Annotated in this window: 20 protein-coding genes and 2 pseudogenes; 9 read left to right on the forward strand and 13 right to left on the reverse strand. The window is 70.2% G+C overall.

Annotated elements, in window-relative coordinates; translation table 11 throughout:
• The first annotated feature begins 97 nt into the window (after nt 1-97).
• Nucleotides 98-928 (forward strand): carbon-nitrogen family hydrolase, encoded by an 831-nt coding sequence (locus CG719_RS10670; protein ID WP_100568321.1) that lies wholly within the window; start codon nt 98-100, stop codon nt 926-928.
• A gap of 86 nt (nt 929-1,014) precedes the next feature.
• Here the strand turns inward: CG719_RS10670 and CG719_RS10675 are convergent, their stop codons facing one another.
• A complete protein-coding gene (locus tag CG719_RS10675; RefSeq protein ID WP_100568322.1) occupies nt 1,015-1,509 on the reverse strand; it encodes an LURP-one-related/scramblase family protein in 495 nt (164 codons plus the stop codon).
• Between the two features lie 110 nt (nt 1,510-1,619).
• Here CG719_RS10675 and CG719_RS10680 point away from each other — a divergent pair, with 110 nt between their 5' ends.
• The gene (locus CG719_RS10680) at nt 1,620-3,449 is read left to right on the forward strand and encodes an NHL domain-containing thioredoxin family protein (protein WP_100568323.1); all 1,830 of its coding nucleotides are present in this window, start codon (nt 1,620-1,622) and stop codon (nt 3,447-3,449) included.
• 176 nt (nt 3,450-3,625) lie between these two features.
• Here the strand turns inward: CG719_RS10680 and CG719_RS10685 are convergent, their stop codons facing one another.
• The 3 genes from CG719_RS10685 to CG719_RS10695 form a co-directional block, all read right to left on the reverse strand.
• Nucleotides 3,626-3,874, reverse strand: coding sequence for a DUF6458 family protein (locus CG719_RS10685; protein WP_100568324.1), 249 nt, complete (start codon nt 3,872-3,874; stop codon nt 3,626-3,628).
• A gap of 132 nt (nt 3,875-4,006) precedes the next feature.
• A complete protein-coding gene (locus CG719_RS10690) occupies nt 4,007-5,305 on the reverse strand; it encodes a M18 family aminopeptidase (RefSeq protein ID WP_100568325.1) in 1,299 nt (432 codons plus the stop codon).
• Nucleotides 5,306-5,448: 143 nt separating this feature from the next.
• Nucleotides 5,449-7,290 carry an acyl-CoA dehydrogenase gene (locus CG719_RS10695; protein ID WP_100568326.1) on the reverse strand — a complete coding sequence of 614 codons (1,842 nt, stop codon included), beginning with the start codon at nt 7,288-7,290 and terminating at the stop codon, nt 5,449-5,451.
• A gap of 160 nt (nt 7,291-7,450) precedes the next feature.
• Here CG719_RS10695 and CG719_RS10700 point away from each other — a divergent pair, with 160 nt between their 5' ends.
• From CG719_RS10700 to CG719_RS10710, 3 genes are all read left to right on the forward strand, one after another.
• A complete protein-coding gene (locus tag CG719_RS10700; RefSeq protein ID WP_100568576.1) occupies nt 7,451-7,933 on the forward strand; it encodes an SseB family protein in 483 nt (160 codons plus the stop codon).
• Between the two features lie 114 nt (nt 7,934-8,047).
• Nucleotides 8,048-9,019, forward strand: a complete 972-nt coding sequence (locus CG719_RS10705; protein ID WP_100568327.1) for a pirin family protein — start codon at nt 8,048-8,050, stop codon at nt 9,017-9,019.
• Between the two features lie 136 nt (nt 9,020-9,155).
• A complete protein-coding gene (locus CG719_RS10710) occupies nt 9,156-10,241 on the forward strand; it encodes an AI-2E family transporter (RefSeq protein ID WP_234375511.1) in 1,086 nt (361 codons plus the stop codon).
• A 262-nt stretch (nt 10,242-10,503) separates the two neighbouring features.
• Here the strand turns inward: CG719_RS10710 and CG719_RS10715 are convergent.
• Nucleotides 10,504-10,842, reverse strand: a pseudogene (locus CG719_RS10715) (phosphatase); the annotation flags it as partial.
• A 165-nt stretch (nt 10,843-11,007) separates the two neighbouring features.
• Between CG719_RS10715 and aspS the strand changes: the two are divergent.
• Nucleotides 11,008-12,771, forward strand: a complete 1,764-nt coding sequence (gene aspS / locus CG719_RS10720) for an aspartate--tRNA ligase (RefSeq protein WP_100568328.1) — start codon at nt 11,008-11,010, stop codon at nt 12,769-12,771.
• Nucleotides 12,772-12,894: 123 nt separating this feature from the next.
• Nucleotides 12,895-13,830: an intradiol ring-cleavage dioxygenase gene (locus CG719_RS10725; protein ID WP_100568329.1), complete on the forward strand. Its 936-nt coding sequence runs from the start codon at nt 12,895-12,897 to the stop codon at nt 13,828-13,830.
• Between the two features lie 118 nt (nt 13,831-13,948).
• On the opposite strand, the gene CG719_RS10730 is transcribed toward CG719_RS10725, so the two are convergent.
• The 7 genes and pseudogenes from CG719_RS10730 to CG719_RS10760 all read right to left on the reverse strand — a co-directional run.
• Entirely contained in the window at nt 13,949-14,239 is a 291-nt protein-coding gene (locus tag CG719_RS10730) for a hypothetical protein (RefSeq protein WP_100568330.1), read from the reverse strand.
• A gap of 68 nt (nt 14,240-14,307) precedes the next feature.
• Complete coding sequence (locus CG719_RS10735; RefSeq protein WP_234375512.1) at nt 14,308-14,721, reverse strand: hypothetical protein; 414 nt, start codon at nt 14,719-14,721, stop codon at nt 14,308-14,310.
• 145 nt (nt 14,722-14,866) lie between these two features.
• Nucleotides 14,867-15,112: a hypothetical protein gene (locus CG719_RS10740; protein WP_100568331.1), complete on the reverse strand. Its 246-nt coding sequence runs from the start codon at nt 15,110-15,112 to the stop codon at nt 14,867-14,869.
• Nucleotides 15,113-15,133: 21 nt separating this feature from the next.
• Nucleotides 15,134-15,439 carry a helix-turn-helix domain-containing protein gene (locus tag CG719_RS10745; RefSeq protein ID WP_100568332.1) on the reverse strand — a complete coding sequence of 102 codons (306 nt, stop codon included), beginning with the start codon at nt 15,437-15,439 and terminating at the stop codon, nt 15,134-15,136.
• Nucleotides 15,436-15,813, reverse strand: coding sequence for a type II toxin-antitoxin system RelE/ParE family toxin (locus tag CG719_RS10750; RefSeq protein ID WP_100568579.1), 378 nt, complete (start codon nt 15,811-15,813; stop codon nt 15,436-15,438). Before CG719_RS10750 ends, CG719_RS10745 begins: the two co-directional genes overlap by 4 nt.
• 104 nt (nt 15,814-15,917) lie before the next feature.
• Nucleotides 15,918-16,889, reverse strand: a complete 972-nt coding sequence (locus CG719_RS10755) for a helix-turn-helix domain-containing protein (protein ID WP_234375513.1) — start codon at nt 16,887-16,889, stop codon at nt 15,918-15,920.
• Nucleotides 16,890-17,140: 251 nt separating this feature from the next.
• Nucleotides 17,141-17,587: pseudogene (locus CG719_RS10760) on the reverse strand (ATP-binding protein); the annotation flags it as partial.
• Between the two features lie 146 nt (nt 17,588-17,733).
• Between CG719_RS10760 and CG719_RS10765 the strand changes: the two are divergent.
• Nucleotides 17,734-18,609 (forward strand): helix-turn-helix domain-containing protein, encoded by an 876-nt coding sequence (locus CG719_RS10765; protein WP_100568334.1) that lies wholly within the window; start codon nt 17,734-17,736, stop codon nt 18,607-18,609.
• Nucleotides 18,606-18,815, forward strand: coding sequence for a DUF397 domain-containing protein (locus tag CG719_RS10770; protein ID WP_100568335.1), 210 nt, complete (start codon nt 18,606-18,608; stop codon nt 18,813-18,815). Before CG719_RS10765 ends, CG719_RS10770 begins: the two co-directional genes overlap by 4 nt.
• A gap of 74 nt (nt 18,816-18,889) precedes the next feature.
• On the opposite strand, the gene CG719_RS10775 is transcribed toward CG719_RS10770, so the two are convergent.
• Nucleotides 18,890-22,003 carry an FG-GAP repeat domain-containing protein gene (locus CG719_RS10775; RefSeq protein ID WP_100568336.1) on the reverse strand — a complete coding sequence of 1,038 codons (3,114 nt, stop codon included), beginning with the start codon at nt 22,001-22,003 and terminating at the stop codon, nt 18,890-18,892.
• Nucleotides 22,004-22,090 lie beyond the last annotated feature (87 nt).

Raw genomic sequence — 22,090 nt, forward strand, 5'->3', positions numbered from 1 at the left:
TACCCCCAAGTTACGCTGCTGTGAGGCAGCCCGGCAGTGCTTTCGTGTGACGATCGTAGGCCTGTCCGGACGACTCGAGTGCCAGGACGGTGGTAGTGTGCGCGCTTCGCTGATCCAGATTGCCGTGGACGAGGGCGAATCGGTCGATTCGCGGCGTCGGCGAGTGGCCGCACTGGTGTGCGAGCAGGCCGGGGCCGATCTCGTGGTGCTCCCGGAGCTGTGGACCACCGGGGCCTTCGCCTTCGAGGAGTTCGAACGCGAGGCCGAACCGCTGGAGGGCCCCACCTACGAGGCGATGGCCAAGGCGGCGAGCGACGCGGGCGTGTGGCTGCACGCCGGCTCGATCCCCGAACGCGTCGCGTCCGACGGCGATCCGGCCGGGGGCGGGGACGCGCTCTACAACACCTCCCTGGTCTTCTCCCCCTCAGGCGAGCCGGCCGCCGTCTACCGCAAGATCCACCGCTTCGGCTTCGACAAGGGCGAGGCCGTGCTGATGAGCGCGGGGCGGGAACTGGTGACGGTCCCTCTGCCGGACACCACCCTGGGCCTCGCGACCTGTTACGACCTCCGTTTCCCCGAACTCTTCCGCGGGCTCGTCGACGCGGGCGCGCAGACCCTGGTGATCCCGGCGGGCTGGCCCGAGCGCCGGCGTGCGCACTGGACGCTGCTGGCCCGGGCGCGGGCGGTGGAGGACCAGGCGTTCGTGCTCGCCTGTGGAACGGCCGGGACGCACGCGGGAGTTCCGCAGGCGGGTCACTCGATCGTGGTGGATCCCTGGGGCGAGGTGCTGGCCGAGGCCGGCCCCGGCGAGGAGGTCCTCACGGTCGACCTCGACCCGGCGAGGGTGCAGGCCACCCGGGACCAGTTCCCGGCCCTGAAGGACCGGATCCTCGGCCTGGCACCTCCACGCCGCCAGGACGACGTCTAGGACCTCTCGCGCCGGGGCTTCTCCTCGCGGCCAGGACGGCGTCCAGCGCCGGGGCTTCTCCTCGGCGCCGGGACGACTCCTGGCGCCTACCGGTGCTCGCGTTCCTTCTCCGCCAGGTGGATCACGCACACCGCCACCGCGATCAGCAGCGCGGGGTCGGCGTCCTCGCGCACGATGTCGACGCCGTAGGTCTCCACGACGCTCAGCCAGCGCCGGGAGATCACCGCGAGCAGGTCGCCGTCGTACTCCACGGCGAACTCCCGGTCGAGGATCTTGCCGCTGACGTCGAGCTCGGTGCCGTCCACCAGGGACACCCGGTAGTGGTTGCGCAGCAGCGACAGCCGCTTGCGCCTGATCTTCGCCAGGGCCTCGCCGCCCCGCTCGATCACCATCGTGTCCCGCAGCGCGAGCATCTTCTGGTGGATGTTGATGAGGACCCGGCCGTGGGCGTCCTTCAGCTCGAAGGTGTCCCGCAGCCGCATCGCCTTGCCGTCGACGAGGAAGACCTTGCGGCCGTGTTCGTCCTCGATCCAGTAGTCGTCACCGATGCCGAAAATCCGGTCGCGTACGAGGAATCTCATGCCCTCACCGCTTCCCCGGCTCCGCCCCCGCGACGCCGCCGGTGCTCCGACAAACCCCGTACGGCACCGCGCCGGACGGGCCACCGCCGCCGGGTGGCACCCTTGGTCCCATGAACGACACGGCACCCCGACGCGCCCGCGTACGCGCCCCCGAACTGATCGGCAAGGGCGGCTGGCTCAACACGGGCGGGAAGAACCTCACGCTCGCCGACCTGCGCGGCAAGTGCGTTGTTGTGGATTTCTGGACGTTTTGCTGCGTGAACTGCCTGCACGTCCTGGACGAGCTGCGCGAGCTGGAGGAGAGGCACCGGGACACGGTCGTGGTCGTCGGGGTGCACTCGCCGAAGTTCGTGCACGAGGCGGAGCACCAGGCGGTGGTCGACGCGGTGGAGCGGTACGGGGTGGAGCACCCGGTGCTCGACGACCCGGAGCTCGCCACCTGGAAGCAGTACGCGGTACGGGCCTGGCCGACGCTCGTCGTCATCGACCCGGAGGGCTACGTCGTCGCGCAGCACGCCGGCGAGGGGCACGCGCACGCGATCGAGCGGCTGGTGGAGGAGCTGGAGGCCGAGCACGAGGCGAAGGGCACCCTGCGCCGCGGCGACGGGCCGTACGTGCCGCCGGAGCCGGAGCCCACCACCCTGCGCTTCCCGGGCAAGGCACTGCTGCTGCCCTCCGGGAACTTCCTGGTCAGCGACACCACCCGGCACCAGCTGGTGGAGCTGGCGGAGGACGGCGAGACCGTGGTGCGGCGGATCGGCCAGGGCGGCCGGGGGATGACCGACGGCGGCCCGGACCGGGCCCGGTTCCAGGAGCCGCAGGGGCTCGCGCTCCTGCCGGACGGCACCGTCGTGGTCGCCGACACGGTCAACCACGCCCTGCGGCGCTTCGACCCGGAGACGGGCGTGACCACGACGCTGGCGGGCACCGGACACCAGTGGATGCAGGGCGAGGCCACGTCCGGCCCCGCCCTGGACGTGAAGCTGTCCTCGCCCTGGGACGTGGCCTGGTGGAACGGCAAGGTGTGGATCGCCATGGCGGGCGTGCACCAGCTCTGGGCCTACGACCCGGCGGACAGGAGCGTCGCCGTCACGGCGGGGACCACGAACGAGGGGCTCGTCGACGGGCCCGGCGCGGACGCCTGGTTCGCGCAGCCCTCCGGGCTCGCGGCCACGCCCGACCGGCTGTGGCTCGCCGACTCCGAGACGTCCGCCCTGCGCTGGGTGGACCTCGAAGGGCACGTCCACACCGCCGTCGGCACGGGTCTGTTCGACTTCGGGCACCGGGACGGCGCGGCCGAACAGGCGCTTCTCCAGCACCCGTTGGGTGTCACGGCGCTCCCCGACGGATCGGTCGCCGTCAGCGACACCTACAACCACGCCCTGCGCCGCTACGACCCGGCGACCGGTGAGGTCACGACGCTCGCCACCGATCTGCGTGAGCCCAGCGACGCGGTGCTCGTCGGCGACGACATCGTGGTGGTGGAGTCGGCGCGGCACCGGCTGACCCGGCTGCGCCTGCCGGAGGAGGCGGTACGGGTCGAGGCGGTCGCCCACCGCACCCAGCGCTCCGCCACGGAGGTCGCCCCCGGCCGCCTCCGCCTCGACGTGATCTTCCAGGCCCCGGCGGGCCAGAAGCTCGACACCCGGTACGGGCCGTCGACCCGGCTGCTGGTCTCCTCGACCCCGCCCGAGCTGCTGCTGAAGGGCGAGGGCGCGGACACCGACCTGTGCCGCGAGCTGGAGCTGAACCCCGCCGTCGCGGAGGGTGTCCTGCACGTCTCCGCGATGGCGGCATCCTGCGACGACGACCCCGCTAACGAGTACCCCGCCTGCCATGTGCACCAGCAGGACTGGGGCGTTCCGGTCCGCCTCACCGAGGGGGCGACGGACCGGCTGCCACTCGTCCTGGCCGGGATGGACGAGAGCGCGGCGGGCTGACCCCCCCAAGGGCTCCGGCGGCGCCGTGTCACCCCCCCCGTCGTGATGATGTCGAGGGCGGAAAGTCTTCACGATGTTCACACAGCACGACGAGGGGTTGGGCCGGCGGGAATGCTCGGGCTTGTCGCCGTCTGCCCGTCATGTTCCGTGGTCGCGGGGTCGGCTCGGTACGCGGCTCAGAGGCCGTAGCCGTCGCTGTAGCCGTCGCGTGCGTGGTGGTGGTGATCCTCTTCGACGACCGTGGTGGGAGGCACCATGACGCGGCGGCGGCGGTAGATGCTGCTGAACGTCGTGACGCCGATCAGGCCGACGATCATCAGGATGACGCCGACCATGTGCAGGTTGACTCCCTGCATGTGCCAGTCGGTCGCGAACGTGAGGATGGCTCCCACGGCGATGAGGATGATGCAGCCGCCGAGGCCCATGAGTGTCGCCTCCCTGTCCGGTGTCGGATCCGGAGGGTCCGGCCGTGCCGGTCCCTTCCGGTCAACTCCGGGTACCCGCAAGCCGGGTGACCATGCGGAGGCGGCGCCTCATGGACAGGGAGGCCGTGCCGCTCAGCCCTCCAGGAACGCCACCAGCGCGTTCGCCAGCAGGAACGGGTCGTCGGCGGCGCACAGCTCGCGGGCGCTGTGCATCGACAGGATGGCCACGCCGATGTCGACGGTGCGGATGCCGTGTCGGGCCGCGGTGATCGGGCCGATGGTCGTGCCGCACGGCATGGAGTTGTTGGAGACGAAGGACTGGAAGGGGACACCGGCCTTCTCGCAGGCCGCCACCCACACCGCGCGTCCCGAACCGTCCGTCGCGTAGCGGTTGTTGACGTTGACCTTGAGGATGGGGCCGCCGCCCGCGCGCGGGTGGTGGGTCGGGTCGTGCCGCTCGGCGTAGTTGGGGTGGACGGCGTGGCCGGTGTCGGAGGACAGGCAGACCGTGCCGGCGAAGGCGCGCGCCCGGTCCTCGTACGACCCTCCGCGCGCGAACACCGAGCGCTCCAGCACGCCTCCGAGCAGCGGGCCGTCCGCGCCGGTGTCGGACTGGGAGCCGTTCTCCTCGTGGTCGAAGGCGGCCAGCACCGGGATGTACGGCAGCTCCGGCGCCCCCGTCGCGACGGCCGCGAGCGCCGCGGCGCCGGCGTGCACCGACAGCAGGTTGTCCATCCGGGGCCCGGCCATCAGCTCACGGTCCCGGCCCAGGTAGGCGGGGGCCTCCACGGAGTGCGTCATCAGGTCCCAGCCGGCCACCTCGCCCGCCGCGAGTCCCGCCTCCGCCTCAAGGAAGGCGATCAGATCGCCGTCGCGGACGTCGTCGCCCAGGCCCCACACCGGTTGCAGATGCCGCTGCTTGTCCAGCTTGAGGCCCTCCGCCGAGACCTGGCGGTCCAGGTGGATCGCGAGCTGGGGGACGCGCAGCAGCGGACGGTCGACGTTGACCAGGCGGGTGGAGCCGTCGCGCAGTGTGAGCCGGCCGGACAGGCCCAGGTCGCGGTCGAGCCAGGAGTTCATCAGCGGGCCGCCGTAGATCTCCACCGCGACCTGGCGCCAGCCGTGCGCCCCGGTGTCGGGCAGCGGCTTGACGCGCAGGTTGGGGGAGTCGGTGTGCGCGCCGACGATGCGGAAGGGGGTGTGCGGCGCCGCGCCCTCGGGGACGTACCAGGCCACGATCGCGCCGCCGCGCAGCACGTACTTTCCGCCCGCCGTGCCGTCCCACGCGTCCGTCTCCGAGACCTGGCGGAAGCCGGCCTTCTCCAGCCGCTCGGCCGTGTTCGCCACGGCGTGGTACGGCGACGGGCTCGCCGCCAGGAAGGACATCAGGTCGTCGGTGTGGCCGCGGTCGAAGCGCTGGCTTGTACTCATGGGTTCACCTTAACGACGTCACGAGGGTCCGCTCCCGGTGCCGGGAGCGGACCCTCGTTGGGTGGGGGGGTGGGGACGAGCGCGGGTGGGGGGTGGGGACGAGCGCGGGTGCGGAGCGGGCGGCGCCCGGTCCGGGGCCCGTCCTAGAAGGCGGCCTCGTCCACCTCCATCAGGTCCAGGTCGACGTTCTGGGCGACCTTGCGGGCCAGGGTGACGCCCGGCAGGACGTTGGCCGCGAAGAACTTCGCCGCCGCGATCTTGCCCTGGTAGAAGGCCGCGTCCTTGGAGGACACAGCCTTCGAGGAGGCCGTCTCGAGCTTCTCGGCGGCGATCGCGGCGCCCTTGAGCAGCAGGTGGCCGACGATCACGTCACCGGAGGCGAGCAGCAGGCGGGTGGTGTTCAGGCCCACCTTGTAGATGTTCTTGACGTCCTTCTCGGTGGCCGCGAGGTCGGTCAGCATCAGGCCGACGAGGCCCTCCAGCTCGGCGGCGGCCCTGGCGAGGTGCTCGCGGGCGCCGGCCAGGTCCTCGCCGCCGGTGCCGAGGGCGAGGAACTCCTTGATGTCCTCGGCGATCGAGTTCAGCGCGGCGCCCTGGTTGCGGACGATCTTCCGGAAGAAGAAGTCCTGGCCCTGGATGGCCGTGGTGCCCTCGTAGAGGGTGTCGATCTTGGCGTCCCGGATGTACTGCTCGACCGGGTACTCCTGGAGGAAGCCGGAGCCGCCGAAGGTCTGCAGCGACTGGGCGAGCTGCTCGTAGCCCTTCTCGGAGCCGTAGCCCTTGACGATGGGCAGGAGCAGGTCGTTGAGCGCGTGCTCGGTCGAGGCGTCCTCGCCGTTCGCCTCCTTGACCGCGATGGTGTCCTGGACCGCGGCGGTGTGCAGCACGAGGGCGCGCATGCCCTCCGCGTACGCCTTCTGCGTCATCAGCGAGCGGCGCACGTCGGGGTGGTGGGTGATGGTGACCTTGGGCGCGGACTTGTCCATGAAGTTCGCCAGGTCGGGGCCCTGGACGCGCTCCTTGGCGTACTCCAGTGCGTTGAGGTAGCCGGTGGACAGCGTGGAGATCGCCTTCGTGCCGACCATCATGCGGGCGAACTCGATGATGCGGAACATCTGGCGGATGCCGTCGTGCCTGTCGCCGATCAGCCAGCCCTTGGCGGGGTGGCGGTCGCCGAAGGTCATCTCGCAGGTGTTGGAGGCCTTCAGGCCCATCTTGTGCTCGACGTTGGTGGCGTAGACGCCGTTGCGCTCGCCGAGTTCGCCGGTCTCGAAGTCGAAGAGGTACTTCGGGACGAGGAAGAGGGACAGGCCCTTGGTGCCGGGTCCCGCGCCCTCGGGGCGGGCGAGGACGTAGTGGAGGATGTTCTCCTCCATGTCGTGCTCGCCGGAGGTGATGAAGCGCTTCACGCCTTCGATGTGCCAGGAGCCGTCCTCCTGCTGGACCGCCCTGGTGCGGCCGGCGCCGACGTCCGAGCCGGCGTCGGGCTCGGTGAGCACCATGGTGGAGCCCCAGGTCTTCTCGACCGCGATCGAGGCGATCTTCTTCTGCTCCTCGGTGCCCTCGTCGAAGAGGATGCGGGCGAACGCCGGGCCGGAGGAGTACATCCAGATCGCCGGGTTGGCGCCGAGGATCAGCTCCGCGTAGGCCCAGATCAGGGACGGCGGAGCGGTGGTGCCGCCGATCTCCTCGGGCAGGCCGAGGCGCCAGTACTCGGAGTCCATGAAGGCCTTGTAGCTCTTCTTGAAGGCTGCCGGGACCGGCGCGGTGTTCGTCTCGGGGTCGAACACCGGCGGGTTGCGGTCGGCGTCGACGAAGGACTCCGCCAGCTCGTTCTCCGCCAGGCGGGTCAGCTCCTCCAGGACGCTCCTGGCGGTGTCGGCGTCCATCTCCTCGAACGGACCGGTGCCGTACAGCTTGTCGCGTCCGAGCACTTCGAAGAGGTTGAACTCGATGTCGCGGAGGTTCGACTTGTAGTGCCCCATGGCCACGGCTCCCGTCGAGGGCTTGGCGAGGCACTGACTCCTCGCATCTGGTTCACGTACCAACTAGTAGCTCCGATGATGCTACCCGTCGGTAATAAGAAGCAACCCCGATCCCGCCATGTGTGACCGAGCCCTCGTGCGGGTCAGTACGCTGTGGCTCATGTACGGATACGGCCAGCCGATGGACAGTGGGGCGGCACAGCAGGGGTACGTCCCTCCGCAGCAGCAGATGCCCGGCGGTGTCGGCGGGTACGGCCAGCAGGCTCCGGCCTACCCCGAGCCCTCGCCGCCCTCGCTCGCGGAGGCGGTGCGCGCCTTCACCACGGGGCAGATGGCCGCCGAGGACTTCCAGCAGGTCTTCGCGACCTCCAAGGTGTACTGCCCGCGCGGCGACAACCCCGGGTTCCTGGCGCTGCACAACACCCAGCAGCCGGTGATCCCGATGTTCACCTCGCTCAAGGAGCTGCGCCGGTACGCGGGCAAGGAGTCCAAGTACTTCGTGATCACCGGCGCCGAGGTGATCGACCTGCTGCCGACCGGCTACGGCTTCGTGGTCGACATGGAGGGCGAGCACCGGATGGTGTTCGACGCCAAGGCGGTCGAGCAGATGGTCGACTTCGCGATGCGCCGGATGTACGGCTAGGAGCCGGCACGTGGGTGCCCTGGAGCCCGGAGGGAATGCCCTCCGGGCTTCTTCTGTTGGGGCTGGCAGAAAGTTCAACGCTCAACTAAAGTGGCCGCACAAGGAGGAACCGACATGCCTGCAGTGACCGTCGAGAACCCGCTGACGCTGCCCCGTGTGGCAGCGCCCGCAGACGCCGTGGCACGTCCCGTGCTCACCGTCACGACCGCGCCGAGCGGCTTCGAGGGCGAGGGCTTCCCGGTGCGCCGGGCGTTCGCCGGGATCAACTACCGCCACCTCGACCCGTTCATCATGATGGACCAGATGGGTGAGGTGGAGTACGCGCCGGGCGAGCCCAAGGGCACCCCCTGGCACCCGCACCGTGGCTTCGAGACCGTCACCTACATCATCGACGGGACCTTCGACCACCAGGACTCCAACGGCGGTGGCGGCACCATCACCAACGGCGACACCCAGTGGATGACGGCGGGCAGCGGCCTGCTGCACATCGAGGCCCCGCCGGAGTCGCTGGTGGTGTCCGGCGGCCTCTTCCACGGCCTCCAGCTGTGGGTGAACCTGCCGGCCAGGGACAAGATGATGGCGCCGCGCTACCAGGACATCCGCGGTGGCAGTGTCCAGCTCCTCACCTCCCCCGACGGCGGCGCGCTGCTGCGGGTCATCGCCGGTGAGCTGGACGGCCACGCGGGCCCCGGCATCACGCACACGCCGATCACGATGATCCACGCGACGGTGGCGCCGGGCGCGGAGGTCACCCTGCCCTGGCGGGAGGACTTCAACGGCCTGGCGTACGTGATGGCGGGACGCGGCACCGTGGGCGCCGAGCGCCGGCCGATCCACCTGGGTCAGACCGCGGTCTTCGGCGCCGGTTCCTCGCTGACCGTCCGCGCGGACGAGCGGCAGGACTCGCACACGCCCGACCTGGAGGTCGTCCTCCTCGGCGGGCAGCCGATCCGGGAGCCGATGGCCCACTACGGCCCCTTCGTCATGAACACCCGGGAGGAACTCATGGAGGCCTTCGAGGACTTCAAGAAGGGCCGCCTCGGCACGATCCCCGCGGTCCACGGGATGAGCGAGGGCGGGCTGTAGGCCTCACCCCGCCGTCCGGTCGCCCGGCTGCCCGGCCGCCCGGCGCGAGGGCCCCGTCCACTTGCGGACGGGGCCCTTCCCGTGCCGGCCCACGTACCGCCCGTAGCTGACGCCGTGTCACCCGGGTGGACCGTCCGTGCAGGACAGCACGTCCGGGGTGTGGTGGTCTGGAGGCGTGCAGGCCCCCGCCCCGCTGCTGCCCGAGCCCGTCCGGCGTCTCGCCGCCTGGTGCGCCGCCTTTCTGCTGGTGTCCGGGGTGGTGTGGATCGGGGTCGAGCTGTGCGTGGTCTTCCGGACCGCGGTGATCCCGGTGCTGCTGGCACTGCTCGGCACAGCGCTGCTGCGACCGCTCTTCCGGCGGCTCGCGGGCACGGGGATGAACCGGTCGCTCGCCGCCGGGATCACCTGTGCGGCGGTCGTCGTGTTCGTCGGCGGAGTGGTGTACATCGTGGCGGCCGCCCTGATCGACAGCGGGGACCAGATCCTCGCCTCGCTCAGGAAGGCCGCGCAGTGGCTCGCCACCCACTTCGGGGCGGCCGGGACCTCGCTGGACGACCTCGCCTCCAACGGCAGACGGCTGCTGGAGAAGTTCGCCGGGACGGCCGCCTCCAACGTCATCAGCGGGGTCAGCGTGGTCGGCGAGTCGATCGCCATGGCCGTACTGGCCCTGCTGCTCGTGTTCTTCTTCCTGCGCGACTCGCACAAGGCCGCCGCCGTTCTGCGCACGCTCGCCCCGCGCGGGAGCGGCGACACCGCGGAGGCCATGGCCCGGCGGGCCTTCGCCGCCGTGGAGGGCTTCATGCGCGGCACGACGCTCATCGCGCTGATCGACGCCACGTGCATCACCGTCGGCCTGCTCCTGCTGAGGGTGCCCGGCGCGCTCGGGCTCGGCGCGCTGGTCTTCGTCGGCGGCTACCTCCCCTACCTGGGCGCCTTCCTCTCCGGCACGGTGTCCGTGCTGGTCGCCCTCGCCGACCGCGGCCTCGTCGTCGGACTGTGGGCGTTCGGGGTGGTGCTGGCGGTCCAGGTGCTGGAGGGGCACGTGCTCCAGCCGGTGATCCAGAGCCGGACCGTGCAGATGCACCCGGCCGCGGTGCTGCTGGCGATCACCGGGGGCGCGTCGGTCGCCGGGATCGTGGGGATGCTGCTGGCGGTGCCGCTGACGGCGGCGGCCTTCGGGACCGCGCACGAACTGCGGGCACGGTACGCGGCCGCGCCGTAGGGGCCACCCGGGGGCGGCTCACCCGGAAGGGCGGCTCACCCGGAAGGGCGGCTCACCCGGCCGCCGAGGACTCGTACAGCTCGAACCAGATGCTCTTGCCCTTGCCGCGCGGCACGACGCCCCAGGCGTCCGCGAGCAGTTCGATCAGCACCAGTCCGCGCCCGGAGGAGGCGAGCTCGCCGGGCCGGCGCTTGTGCGGCAGGTCGTCGCCGGCGTCGGTGACCTCCACCCGCAGCCGCCGCTCCCCCTTCTCCCCGCTGACCTCGGCCAGCACCCGGCCGGCGTCGAGCAGGAAGGCCTCCCGGGAGCGCCGCCAGTCGCCGGTGACCGCCCGTCGCCCCGCGGGGGAACCTGGTGTCGGCTCGGCGACCTCCTGAAGGGTGCCGATCAGCTTGTACGCCCTCTTGCGGGCGTCGAAGGCCGGTTTGGAGCGGCTGCGCACGACGCGGATGATCCGGTTGTGCTCGTCCATGATGCGGATGCGCACCTCGGCGAGGCTGTCCTCGGCGGCGGCGAGCCGCACGACGCCGGTGATCTCGTTCCAGTCGACCGGGTGGAGGCGGGCGCGCACCTGGGCTTCCCTGAGCGTGGTCTTCTCGGACACTGCCACCGATGGCGTACGGCCTTGCGGTCCTCCAGCCGCCCGGGACCGGCCGGGGACGGCTCCTTATTGTGGGGAGCCGATCTTGAGCCGCCCGGTACGCTTGGTAGGTCCGGGCCATGCCCGCCCGGTGATCCCCGATCCGCGAAGACTGGATGAACGACGATGCATCGGTACAGGTCCCACACCTGCGGCGAGCTCCGCGCCTCTGACGTCGGCACCGACGTCCGGCTGAGTGGCTGGCTGCACAATCGGCGAGACCTGGGCGGCATCCTCTTCATCGATCTGCGCGACCACTACGGCATCACGCAGCTCGTCGCCCGCCCGGGCACGCCCGCGTACGAGGCCCTGGACAAGCTCTCCAAGGAGTCCACGGTCCGCGTCGACGGCAGCGTTGTTTCACGTGGAACCGAGAACGTGAACCCGGACCTGCCGACCGGTGAGATCGAGGTCGAGGTGACCGAGGTCGAGCTGCTCGGCGCGGCTCAGCCCCTCCCCTTCACCATCAACACCGAGGACGGGGTCAACGAGGAGCGGCGCCTGGAGTACCGCTTCCTGGACCTGCGCCGCGAGCGCATGCACCGCAACATCCTGCTGCGCACGGCGGTCATCTCCGCCATCCGCCACAAGATGTCGGCGATGGGCTTCAACGAGATGGCGACGCCGATCCTGTCCGCCACCTCCCCCGAGGGCGCGCGCGACTACGTGGTCCCCTCCCGGGTCCACGCGGGCCGGTTCTACGCCCTTCCGCAGGCACCCCAGCAGTTCAAGCAGCTGCTGATGATCTCGGGCTTCGACCGCTACTTCCAGATCGCGCCCTGCTTCCGTGACGAGGACGCCCGCGCGGACCGTTCGCCGGGCGAGTTCTACCAGCTCGATGTCGAGATGAGCTTCGTCGAGCAGGAGGACGTCTTCCAGCCGATCGAGAAGCTCATGACGGAGCTCTTCGAGGAGTTCGGCGGCGGCCGCCACGTCACCTCGCCCTTCCCGCGGATCCCGTTCCGCGAGGCGATGCTGAAGTACGGCTCCGACAAGCCGGACCTGCGCGCCAAGCTGGAGCTCGTCGACATCACGGACGTCTTCGCGGGCTCGGAGTTCAAGGCGTTCGCGGGCAAGCACGTGCGCGCGCTGGCGGTGCCGGACACCGCCGGCCAGCCGCGGAAGTTCTTCGACCAGCTCGGCGAGTACGCGGTCGAGCAGGGCGCGAAGGGCCTGGCGTGGGTGCGCGTCGGCGAGGACGGCGCACTGACCGGCCCGATCGCGAAGTTCCTCACCGAGGAGAACGTCGCGGAGCTGACCAAGCGGCTCTCCCTGGCCCCCGGCCACGCGGTGTTCTTCGGCGCGGGCGAGTTCGACGAGGTCTCGAAGATCATGGGTGCGGTGCGGGTGGAGACCGCCAGGCGCGCCGGCCAGTTCGAGGAGAACGTCTTCCGCTTCTGCTGGATCGTCGACTTCCCGATGTACGAGAAGGACGAGGAGACGGGCGGGATCGACTTCTCCCACAACCCGTTCTCGATGCCGCAGGGCGGTCTTGAGGCCCTGGAGACCCAGGACCCGCTGGACATCCTGGGCTGGCAGTACGACATCGTCTGCAACGGCGTCGAGCTGTCCTCCGGCGCCATCCGCAACCACGAGCCGGACATCATGCTCAAGGCCTTCGAGATCGCGGGCTACGACCGTGAGACCGTCGAGGACAAGTTCGCGGGCATGCTCCGCGCGTTCCGCTTCGGCGCCCCGCCGCACGGCGGCATCGCGCCGGGCGTCGACCGCATCGTGATGCTTCTCGCGGACGAGCCCAACATCCGCGAGACCATCGCCTTCCCGCTCAACGGCAACGCCCAGGACCTGATGATGGGCGCCCCGACCGAGCTGGACGAGTCGCGTCTGAGGGAACTCCACCTGTCGGTACGCAAGCCGCAGCCGAAGTAGTAGGGCACAGGCGGGCGGGAATGCTCGAAACCGGCGTCGGTTTCGAGTCTTCTCGTTCGTACATGGCGGGCAGGTGCTGTTTTCTCATCCGGCTGACAGGAATCCTGCCTAGTTTCGCGGGCCATGACGGACAACAAGGCACCCTCATCCCATTCGGACCTGACGCGCCGCAAGGTGCTGCTGGCGGGCGGCGCGGCGGTGACCGCGGTGGGCTTGGCTGGCTCGTCGGCGCTGAACGCCGCAGCGGGCGAGGCGGCTGCGGCCACCAAGGCCACCACGGTCGAGAGCTGCTACATGCTCACCTCGGAGCTGGTCGAGGGCCCCTACTACATCGACGCCGACAAGCTTCGACGGGACGTCACCGAGGACCAGGACGGCATCCCGCTGACCCTCACACTCAAGGTGATCGACGCCGAGAGCTGCAGGCCCCTGCGCAACGCGGCCGTCGACATCTGGCACTGCAACGCGGTGGGCGTCTACTCGGGTTACGAGGACAGCGGCAACGGCGGCGGTGGCCCGGCTCCTACGGGCCCCCCGCCTTCGGGCATGCCCACCGGTGAGCCGCCGACCGACGGTCCTGGCCAGGGCGGCGGGCATCAGGAGCCGACGGACGACGAGCGCTTCCTGCGCGGCACCTGGCACACGGACCGGAACGGCCAGGTCACCTTCCGCACGGTCTTCCCGGGCTGGTACCAGGGCCGCTGCGTGCACATCCACGTCAAGGTCCATGTGGACGGCAAGTGGACGGACTCCGGCTACGAGGGGGGCCGCACCTGCCACACCGGTCAGTTGTTCTTCGACGAGGAGTCGGTGTCGCTCACGGAGTCGGTGGAGCCGTACTCCACCAATGTCGTGACCCGTACGACTCTCGACGAGGACGGGATCTACCCGGGCAACGGCAATGAGGGCGGCCTGCTCCACCTCCGGTACGACACGAAGCACATCGCCCGCGGCGTCCGCGCCCAACTGACCCTGGGCGTCGACCCGAGCGCGACCAACGACGGCCAGGACGGCCCCCGGCCGACCGCATCGCAGCCACCGTCGGGAGCGGCGAGCTGACGCAAGGACCTACGGAGACGGAGCGGCCCGGATCCGGTGAGGGTTCCGGGCCGCTCCGTCTGTATGCCGTGACCGCAGCTCGCCCCGACACTTCCGCGGAAGTGGGATGTGCGGGGGCTCAGGCATTGCCGGCGCTGTCCTCGGAGCTCTCCGGATTCCCGACGAACAGGTCTTCCGTGCGCTTGACCGTGCCGGACCGGTCCAGCCAGTCGGCCAGGCGATCGAGATCGGTGCAGGAGGCGATGCGCTCACGGGCATCGTGCGAGACACGGAGACCGCGCACCTCGAGAACGCGCAGGACGCCCTTGGCTTCACCCTTCGCCTCGCCCGTCGCCTCGCCTTCCGCCTTGCCCTCCAGGTACGTTTCCTCGAAGAGGGTTCCCCGGCCGGGGAAGTAAGTGGCGACCATCTTCTGCAGTCCTCTCCGTCAGACGGACGGGTGGCTGGATCCCGGGGTCGGGCTCTCAGTTTCCCGGCTCAGCCGCGTACTGCCTTCACGGCCTCGTCCAGGACGGCGCTCAGCTCGCGCAGCGCTTCCCGAGCGGTGGCAGGGTCCTCGTGTTCCAACCTGTTCTGCGCGTGAGTGAAGCGGGAGGACAGGTCGGGGCGGCGGGCGATCTCGATATCCCTGGCCCAGGTGAGGACCCAGCTCCGCACGGGGCTCAGAGACTGCCACTCGACCGCTTTGGCGAAGGCGTCGTCCTTCGTGGCCTGCATCTCGTCCAGACGGCCCGGGGCGACGACGGCGAGGGCGGCGCGCAAGGCATCAGGGGTCTGCTCGGGACGGGCGATCAGCTCATGTCCTTGACCGACGTACTCGCGTATCGCGGCGAGGAAGACCGCCCTATGCTCGGCTTCGATCTCCGCGTCGTTCCGTTCCTCTGTGCCCATCTCGGTGAGAAGACGTGCGGCCCTCTCGGCAGCCGTAGGGTCGTCCCTCAGGAGCGCGCGCCTGCGCTCCCGCCAGCTCTCGCCGTTCACCGCCCTACCTCCAGACGTCCGCGTACCGGGTCGGTCTTTTTGCTGAGGTCTGGGGTTACTCGTCCGTAAAGACGTCTTCGGCCGTCGAGGCTGTGACGGCACGCCGCGGCCAGTGGCGCAGGATCTCGGGGTCGCCACAGCCGGTGATGCGCTCCCGGGCCGCTTCGGGGACGTCGATGCCGCGCACTTCCAGGATGTCCAGGACATCCTCGGCGGCGCGGCGCGCCTTGCCCTCGGCTCGGCCCTCCTCGCGGATTTCCTCGGAGAGGGGTGACTTGTAAAAGGAGAGGTCCACGGCCACTAGTTTCCTCTCTTCTCGCTGTTAGGCCGCCTGGGGGGTGAACGCCACCGAAAGGTTGCTGTTGGGTGCGATGTCCAGGTGCAGGGTGGAGTCGAGAGCGGTAGCCAGACGTTCGAGGAGGGGGATGGTGGGAGTGGAACCCCCGTGCTCCAGACGCGAGATGGCGGCCTGGGTCATGCCGGCTCGCGTAGCGAGCTGTGTCTGTGTCATACCCAGGGCGGTACGGCGGTCACGGACGGCTTTGCCGAACAGATAGGCGCGGCGGGCCTCCTGGTACCCCTCCTGCGCGCGGTCGGCATCGGTGATGTCCCAACGGGAGTGGCTCATGGCGTGGCCTCCGGGAAGCGGTCGTAGACGGTGTGGGCGGGCGGATGTTGGGCTTCGCACTCCTTCTGGGCGGCGAGAGCGCGCTGTACTTCGGCGGTTTCCTGTCGCTGTGTCTTGGCGAAGACGGTGAGAAGCACGATGCGCCGGTTCGGTGCGAGCCAGTAGGCAATGCGATAGTGCCGCTGTTCGAGCCGGAACCGGAGCTCTCGCACCTTGCCGCCCAGGTGACGGCTGTAGGGCTCGTCGAGTACGCCGTCGAAGTCGGCGAGGAGATCGGCGTAGAACATCACGCGGCCGTGTTCGTGTGGCGTCAGGGAGTCCAGCCATTTCTCGACTTCGGGTTCGACTTCGATGGTGTATCGCGAGCCCTTAATGTATTCCACGCTATATATCCTCGCTGGTATGGGCAAGGCGAGAGCGCCCGACTTGTCAAAAAATCTCGTTTGTGCCGCTACCGCGCAGGTGTCGGAGAACGTCGTCACATCGGTCGGGGCCGGGGCGGTACGGGTCCTCCTGCTGGGGCGGCTTCGAGGTTGCCGACGGTTCCGGAGAATTGCTCCGTCGACGTGCATCCCTGGCAGTTGTGCGGGTCGGGGCCTCGGTAGCCGCGGTCGCAGGTTTCGCAGTTGCGGAGTGGGTGCCGGACGGGCGGGGGTGTCTCGGGGGCGCGGAACGGCGGCAGGGGTGGGAGCTGGGCGGTGAGGCGGTGGGCCAGGAGGGCGGCCGGGCGGCGCAGGGGCTCCGGCGGCAGGCCGCTGGTCAGGGTGTGGCGTACGGCGGTCGGGGTGAGGTCCCGTTCCAGCCACGCGGCGACACCGGGTGCGAGGTGCTCGGCGTCGGTGGCGGAGAGGAGCAGGCGGGGGTCTGTGCGGCGCAGGCCGGCGAGGATTTCGGTGGCCGCCTTGAGCAGGGCGGGGGAGGTGTACGCGGGCTTCGGTACGGCGGGGAGGGCTGCGCGGCGTGCGGGTTTCTGCTGCGGGGCGGTGGCCGCGCGGCGGGCCGGGGGCCCCGGCGGCAGCGCTTCGGACGCGTCGCGGTCGTGTCGGTGGCCCGGCTGGTTGCAGGAGACGGTGCGGGTGACGATGCGGCCGGTCTCGGTGCGTTCGCGGGTGCGGCGCAGGTAGCCGTGGGTCTCCAGCTCGCGCAGGGCGGCCGCGATCCGGGTCGGCCCTTCGGGGAAGCGGGCGGTCAGGGTCTTGATGTCGACGGGGGCGCCGGTGGGGAGGGACTGGATGTGCACCGCCAGCCCGATGGCGAGTCCCGACAACTCGGGATGCTGGGCGAGGTGGTTGCCGATCACCGTGAAGCGGGTGGTGTGGCGGGTGTTGTCGTGGGTGACGCCGTAGCCGCGCGGGCGGGTACGTGTGCGTGGATTCGCCCGGGAGTGGGGTTCGTCGGCGGCAACGGCTGACTGGGCGTGCGGGGGCACGCTAGGGTCGTGGGTACCCATCAGGAAGGTCCGTTCTTCCTCGGTGGTCAGGCCCTCGATCGGGATCGCTAGTCCCGGCCGGGGGCCGATGCATGTGTGGGGTTGTGTGCGCTGAGCGTAGGGCAGTTGGGGGACGCGAAATCCAGCTGAGCCGGTGATGTTCACCCGCCCGAGTGACCGCCCGCGACGGGCGGGAGGGGTGGGGCTCGGTGGGGTTCTTTCTCCCACGAGTTCTTGGAAAAGAGACCGCCTTCGGCACCGGAGTTCGTGGGGGCGGGTTCCGGTGGTGAGCAGCGCAGTTCGGCCCACACCCGCTTGCGCGGGAACCGGTCCTCGCTCACGCCCCAGCGGTCCGCGAGCGCGGTCACGATGAGCAGGCCACGGCCCGACTCGGCGTCCTCGGCGGGCTGTTGAGGTGCGGGAAGACGGTCACCGCGCGTGTCGGCGACCTCGATACGGAGCGTGTCGCCGATCACGTAGAGCGTCAGCCGGAAGTCCCGCCCGGGGACGCGGCCGTGCGTGATGGCGTTGGCCGCCAGCTCGGCCACGAGGTGGTTCGCGGGCTCCGTGGGCAGCCCCCAGCGGCGCAGCTGCGCCTCGGCGAGCAGGCGTGCGAGGCGGGCGCCTCGCCGTGTGGACGACAGAAGCACGCTGAAGTTGGGGAACTGGACGCTCTGTTCGGCCGTGAGGTCGGCGATTTCCTGATTCACGTCACTCAGAGTGGCCGAGTGCGCCTACCGTGAGGAGTGACTGAGTGGTTGCGTATGGTGACTGTCGGCTGCTTGTCCGGTGCTGTCCGGGCCGTCGGCACCGTTCGTAGGGGTAGGGCGTCGCGGTACGGCGCGGGACTACGGAGGGGTGCGGCATGTCGGTGGACGGTGGGGCGGTACGGCTCGGGGAAGGGACGGACGAGCCGGGGTGGGAGGTGGATCCGGACGACGAGTGGGGAGTCGCCGTCATCACCACCGTGGGGCGGCAGTTGCGGCTGCGGCGGGAAGCGGTCGGGATGCGGGCCGCCGAGTTCGGGGTGGCGATGGGGTACGGGGAGGACCTGGTCTACAAGATCGAGGGTGGGAAGAGGATTCCCCGGCAGGAGTACCTCGACAAGGCGGACGAGGTGTTGCGCGCAGGTGGGCTCATCTCGGCGACGTGGGAGGACGTGCGGAAGGTCCGGTACCCGAAGAGCGTGCGGGCACTGGGCAAGCTGGAGGCCAAGGCGGTCGAGATTGCTCTGTACGAGTGTCACATCGTCCCTGGGTTGTTGCAGACGCCTGAGCACGCACGAGCCGTGATCGGGGCAGCGCAGCCGCCGTACTCGCCCGACGACGTGGAACGCATGGTGGCCGCTCGACTGGCCCGGCAGTCGGTCTTCAAGCGCTCACCTGCGCCGGCGCTCAGTTTCGTCCTGGAAGAGGGGGTCCTGCGGCGTCCCATTGGAGGCACAATGGCGTGGCGTCAGCAGCTTGAACGTCTGCTGGAGGTGGGGCGGTTGCACAACGTCGTGCTTCAGGTGATGCCGATGAATTGCAAGACCCACTCCGGCCTGGACGGTCGGATCGAACTGCTGAAGTTCCCGGACGGCACGGCCGTAGGTCGCTCCGATGGCGCGTTCAACGGCCGGCCGATCTCCGACCCCAAGCACCTGCGCATTCTTGAGCTGCGGTATGGCACCATCCGGGCTCAGGCGCTCTCGCCAGGGGAGTCGCCGGCCTTCATTGAGCAACTGCTGGGAGAAACATGATCCGCAAGACCACTGCCGGGGACGCCTCCGAGCTGGCGTGGTTCAAGAGCAGCTACAGCGGCGGCAACGACGGCAACTCCTGCGTTGAGCTCGCCGTCACCCCCGGCACCGTGCATGTCCGCGACTCCAAGAACACCGAAGGCCCTCAGCTCGCGCTCACGCGCGACGCGTGGAGGGGCTTCGTGGGCTACGCCTCGGAACGCTGACCCAACGGCACGCGCATGGAAGCGGCTCGGGACCGGTGTCCGGTTCCGAGCCGCTTTCCTTCTGACCGACGGTGTCAGTACAGGGCCTTGTACCCGCCCCAGCCGGTGCCGAGCTGCGTCCGCGCGCCGAAGCCGCCCTTGCCGTTGCCGTAGAGGCGGAACAGCTTGCCGGAGGTGTCCCGGCAGATCAGGTCGCCGATGCCGTCGCGGTTGAGGTCGCCCACGCCGACGACGGCGTTGTACGAGGCTCCCCACTTGGTGGCGATCTTGACGGGGGCCTTGAAGGTTCCGGTGCCCTTGCCGTCGTAGCGGTAGAGGTTGTTGGACTTGTCCTGGGCGATCAGGTCGCCGATGCCGTCACCGGTGATGTCGCCGACGGCGACGATCTTCTTGTACTTCTTCCAGTTGCTCGCGATCTTGACGCGGGCGGAGAGCTTGCCCGCGCTGGTGCCCTTGTAGAGGTACATGTCCCCGGTGGACGCCTTGCGGGCGATCAGGTCCGGGCGTCCGTCGCCGGTGATGTCACCGGTCGAGACCATGACGTCGTACTGGTTCCAGCCGCTCTTGCCGAGTGTGGTGTACGGCGTCGACGCCTTCAGCGCGGTCCCGCACTTCGGCTTGTACAGCCGCAGCGAGCCGTTGGCCGGCCGCACGACGAGATCGTTGCAGCGGTCGCCGCTCAGGTCGCCGAACGGCACGACCGTGGTCCCCTTCGGCCAGCCGGTGCCGCCGACCTTGGTCGTGAGGGTGCCCTTGGCCGTGCCCGGGTGGAGGGCCAGGGAACCCTTGGAGTCCATGGTGAGGAGGTCGCCGATGCCGTCCCAGCCGAGGTAGTCGTGGCGTACGGGCGAGCCCCCGGTCAGTGAGCCGCTGCCGCCGGCGACGGTCACGGCCGTGGAGGTGCCGAGGCCGGTCGCCTTCAGGGTCCACTTGAACTGCCCGTTGGGGAAGCGCACGCCGCCCGCCGTCTTGCCGTTCCACTTCGCCGTCACCTGCGCGGTGGCCGCGTCGCCGGTGAAGGTGCGGGTGGCCCTGCCGGTCTCGCCGCTCTCCGCCGAGGTGAACGTCAGCGACCAGGAGGTGAAGGGGCGGGACAGCAGCCAGGTGCCGGTCCAGGGCGTCGAGGTGGTCAGGTCGGCCCAGGTGTCGGTGTCCGTCTCGAACGCCGTCAGGGCCGACGGGGCGAAGCCGGTCGTGGCGACACGGGTGCGCCCGTGCAGGTCGAACCAGGCGACCAGGCCCGTGTACTTGTCCACGATCCAGCGGTGGCGGCGGTCGGCGGCCAGGCCGGTGTCCGGCACATCGGAGGCCAGTACGCGGGTGGCGCCGGTGGCCGCGTCGGTCAGGACGAGGGTGTCGGCCCCGTGGTCGTGGCGGACCGTGAAGCCGTCGCCGAGCAGTACGTCACCCGGGAGGACGGCGCGGGAGGTGCCGGCCTTGGTGTCGTAGACGCCCGCCGAGGCGGTGCCGCAGGCCCAGTACAGCCAGCGGCCCGCCGCCTGCAGCTCGCTCGGGATGCAGCGCGCGCCCGGGACGGTGACCGTGGTGAGGGTCTTCCTCTCCGTCAGGCTGTAGGAGGTGACCCGGCCGGCGGTGGTGGTGGCGCTCCACAGCACGGGGCCGTTGAGGGCGGCCGTCTGGACCGGGCGCTTCAGCAACTGACTGTAGCCGAACCGGCCGACGTACTGGGCCGGGGCGGCACCGCCGGAGTTGTAGACCGCGTAGTCGTCGGAGACGTCGACGATGCTGCCGCCCGTGGTCTTGAACCACAGGGGGTGGTAGCCGATCGAGACCAGCTGGTCCGAGTATGCCGGCGCGGGGCCGCTCCAGGACTCCTCCAGGAACACGTCCCGGGGCGAGGTGACCGTGTTGCCCCACAGCGCCGGGCACGGGGTGTCCGGAGAGGGGCACTCCCGGAGGAACTTGAAGCTCTCGGTGGCGGCGGACGCGGTGAGCGCCGTACCGCCGTTGGTCGTCAGGGTCCGTACGGAGGTGGCGCTGAAGCCGCTGGTGTCCTTGGGGTTGCGCTCCGCGACCCGCAGGCTGCCGCGGCTGAGGGCGATGCCCGTCTTGTCGTTCTCCTTTGCGGGCACCTGGTACAGCTTCGTCAGCTTCGGCGTGCCGTCCGCGCCCAGGCTCACACGCTGCACCCACCAGTCGGTGGCGCCCGTGCCACCGGTCACGAGAGCCGTGTCGCCCGGGCCGCGGACCGCGGACTTGCCGGCCTTGTCCAGCAGGGTGCGGGACGAGCCGTCGGTGAGGGAGACGGCCGTCAGCCTGCTGGTGCCGGTGCCCGTGTGCAGGGGCAGCAGCAGCCAGTCACCGGTCAGAACCGGCTTGTCGTCCGAGTAGACGCCGAAGCCGAAGAAGGGCAGGTCGACGAACTGCTCGTCGCCACCGGGGTCGGTGCGCGGCTTGAAGTGCAGGCTGTTGCTGCCGTACCAGCCGATCCTGCCCTCGCTCAGGACGGTGGTGGCGTTGGCGGAGACGCCGCTGAACGCCTCGGTGACGGTGGCCGACTCGATGTCGATGTAGTACAGGCTGGTGCCCCACCTGACCAGCACCCCGGCCGCGTCGGCGGCCATGACGTAGCCGTTGTTGACGGTCACCCCGGCCGGCGTGAAGGGGCGTTCACGGCGCTCGCCGTCCACGGTGTCGATGAGGGTGTGGCTGGTGACGACGGTGTTTCCGGCCAGCGCCCGGTAGGGGTACCGGGACGTCACGGTCGACGTCCTGCGTGTGGCCGGATCCCACAGGGTGACGGTGGTGTCGGACGTGCTCGTCGGCAGGGCGACGAGGTCGCCGTCCGAGCCGTACCAGGCCTCCTGGCACATCGAGCTGCCCAAGACACTGCACGACCCCGTCGGCTCGAAGAGGCCGTCCGTGGTCCGCACTCGGACGGTGGTGCCGTCGGCATGGCTCGTCCACAGCAGCCCGGCAATCCCGGACTGCCCGTGCAGGAAGCCGCCGGCACCGGCCGCGAACGGCTGGTCGAAGCGCGGCTGGGCCGTGGCCGAGGTCGGGGCGGTGAACGTGATCTCGGTGGTGCCGGCCGCGCTCTGCGCGCCCGCGGCCTGGGCGGGGTCACCGCCCCCGGCGAGGACGGTGACGGACGCGGCCGCGACGGCGACCGCGAGCGTGGTGACGGTGGCGGCCAGTCCGCCCCGTCTCAGGGCGTGTCTGCCCACGTGAGGTTCCCTCCCGGCGAGAGTCCCCTGCCCTCGCCCAAGTGGGCGGACTTTACCAGGAGTTTTCCATCTCTTTTCACGGTCCCG

This window comes from Streptomyces sp. CB01373 (genome assembly GCF_002803075.1).
In the GTDB taxonomy this organism is placed as follows: Bacteria; Actinomycetota; Actinomycetes; order Streptomycetales; family Streptomycetaceae; genus Streptomyces.

What these genes read in the sequence shown, in the direction of transcription:
- CG719_RS10675 (WP_100568322.1), bottom strand. Translation starts at nt 1,509, where the DNA reads ATGAGATTCCTCGTACGCGACCGGATTTTCGGCATCGGTGACGACTAC.
- CG719_RS10680 (WP_100568323.1), top strand. Translation starts at nt 1,620, where the DNA reads ATGAACGACACGGCACCCCGACGCGCCCGCGTACGCGCCCCCGAACTG.
- CG719_RS10685 (WP_100568324.1), bottom strand. Translation starts at nt 3,874, where the DNA reads ATGGGCCTCGGCGGCTGCATCATCCTCATCGCCGTGGGAGCCATCCTC.
- CG719_RS10690 (WP_100568325.1), bottom strand. Translation starts at nt 5,305, where the DNA reads ATGAGTACAAGCCAGCGCTTCGACCGCGGCCACACCGACGACCTGATG.
- CG719_RS10695 (WP_100568326.1), bottom strand. Translation starts at nt 7,290, where the DNA reads ATGGGGCACTACAAGTCGAACCTCCGCGACATCGAGTTCAACCTCTTC.
- CG719_RS10700 (WP_100568576.1), top strand. Translation starts at nt 7,451, where the DNA reads ATGTACGGATACGGCCAGCCGATGGACAGTGGGGCGGCACAGCAGGGG.
- CG719_RS10705 (WP_100568327.1), top strand. Translation starts at nt 8,048, where the DNA reads ATGCCTGCAGTGACCGTCGAGAACCCGCTGACGCTGCCCCGTGTGGCA.
- aspS (WP_100568328.1), top strand. Translation starts at nt 11,008, where the DNA reads ATGCATCGGTACAGGTCCCACACCTGCGGCGAGCTCCGCGCCTCTGAC.
- CG719_RS10725 (WP_100568329.1), top strand. Translation starts at nt 12,895, where the DNA reads ATGACGGACAACAAGGCACCCTCATCCCATTCGGACCTGACGCGCCGC.
- CG719_RS10730 (WP_100568330.1), bottom strand. Translation starts at nt 14,239, where the DNA reads ATGGTCGCCACTTACTTCCCCGGCCGGGGAACCCTCTTCGAGGAAACG.
- CG719_RS10735 (WP_234375512.1), bottom strand. Translation starts at nt 14,721, where the DNA reads ATGGGCACAGAGGAACGGAACGACGCGGAGATCGAAGCCGAGCATAGG.
- CG719_RS10745 (WP_100568332.1), bottom strand. Translation starts at nt 15,439, where the DNA reads ATGAGCCACTCCCGTTGGGACATCACCGATGCCGACCGCGCGCAGGAG.
- CG719_RS10755 (WP_234375513.1), bottom strand. Translation starts at nt 16,889, where the DNA reads ATGGGTACCCACGACCCTAGCGTGCCCCCGCACGCCCAGTCAGCCGTT.
- CG719_RS10765 (WP_100568334.1), top strand. Translation starts at nt 17,734, where the DNA reads ATGTCGGTGGACGGTGGGGCGGTACGGCTCGGGGAAGGGACGGACGAG.
- CG719_RS10770 (WP_100568335.1), top strand. Translation starts at nt 18,606, where the DNA reads ATGATCCGCAAGACCACTGCCGGGGACGCCTCCGAGCTGGCGTGGTTC.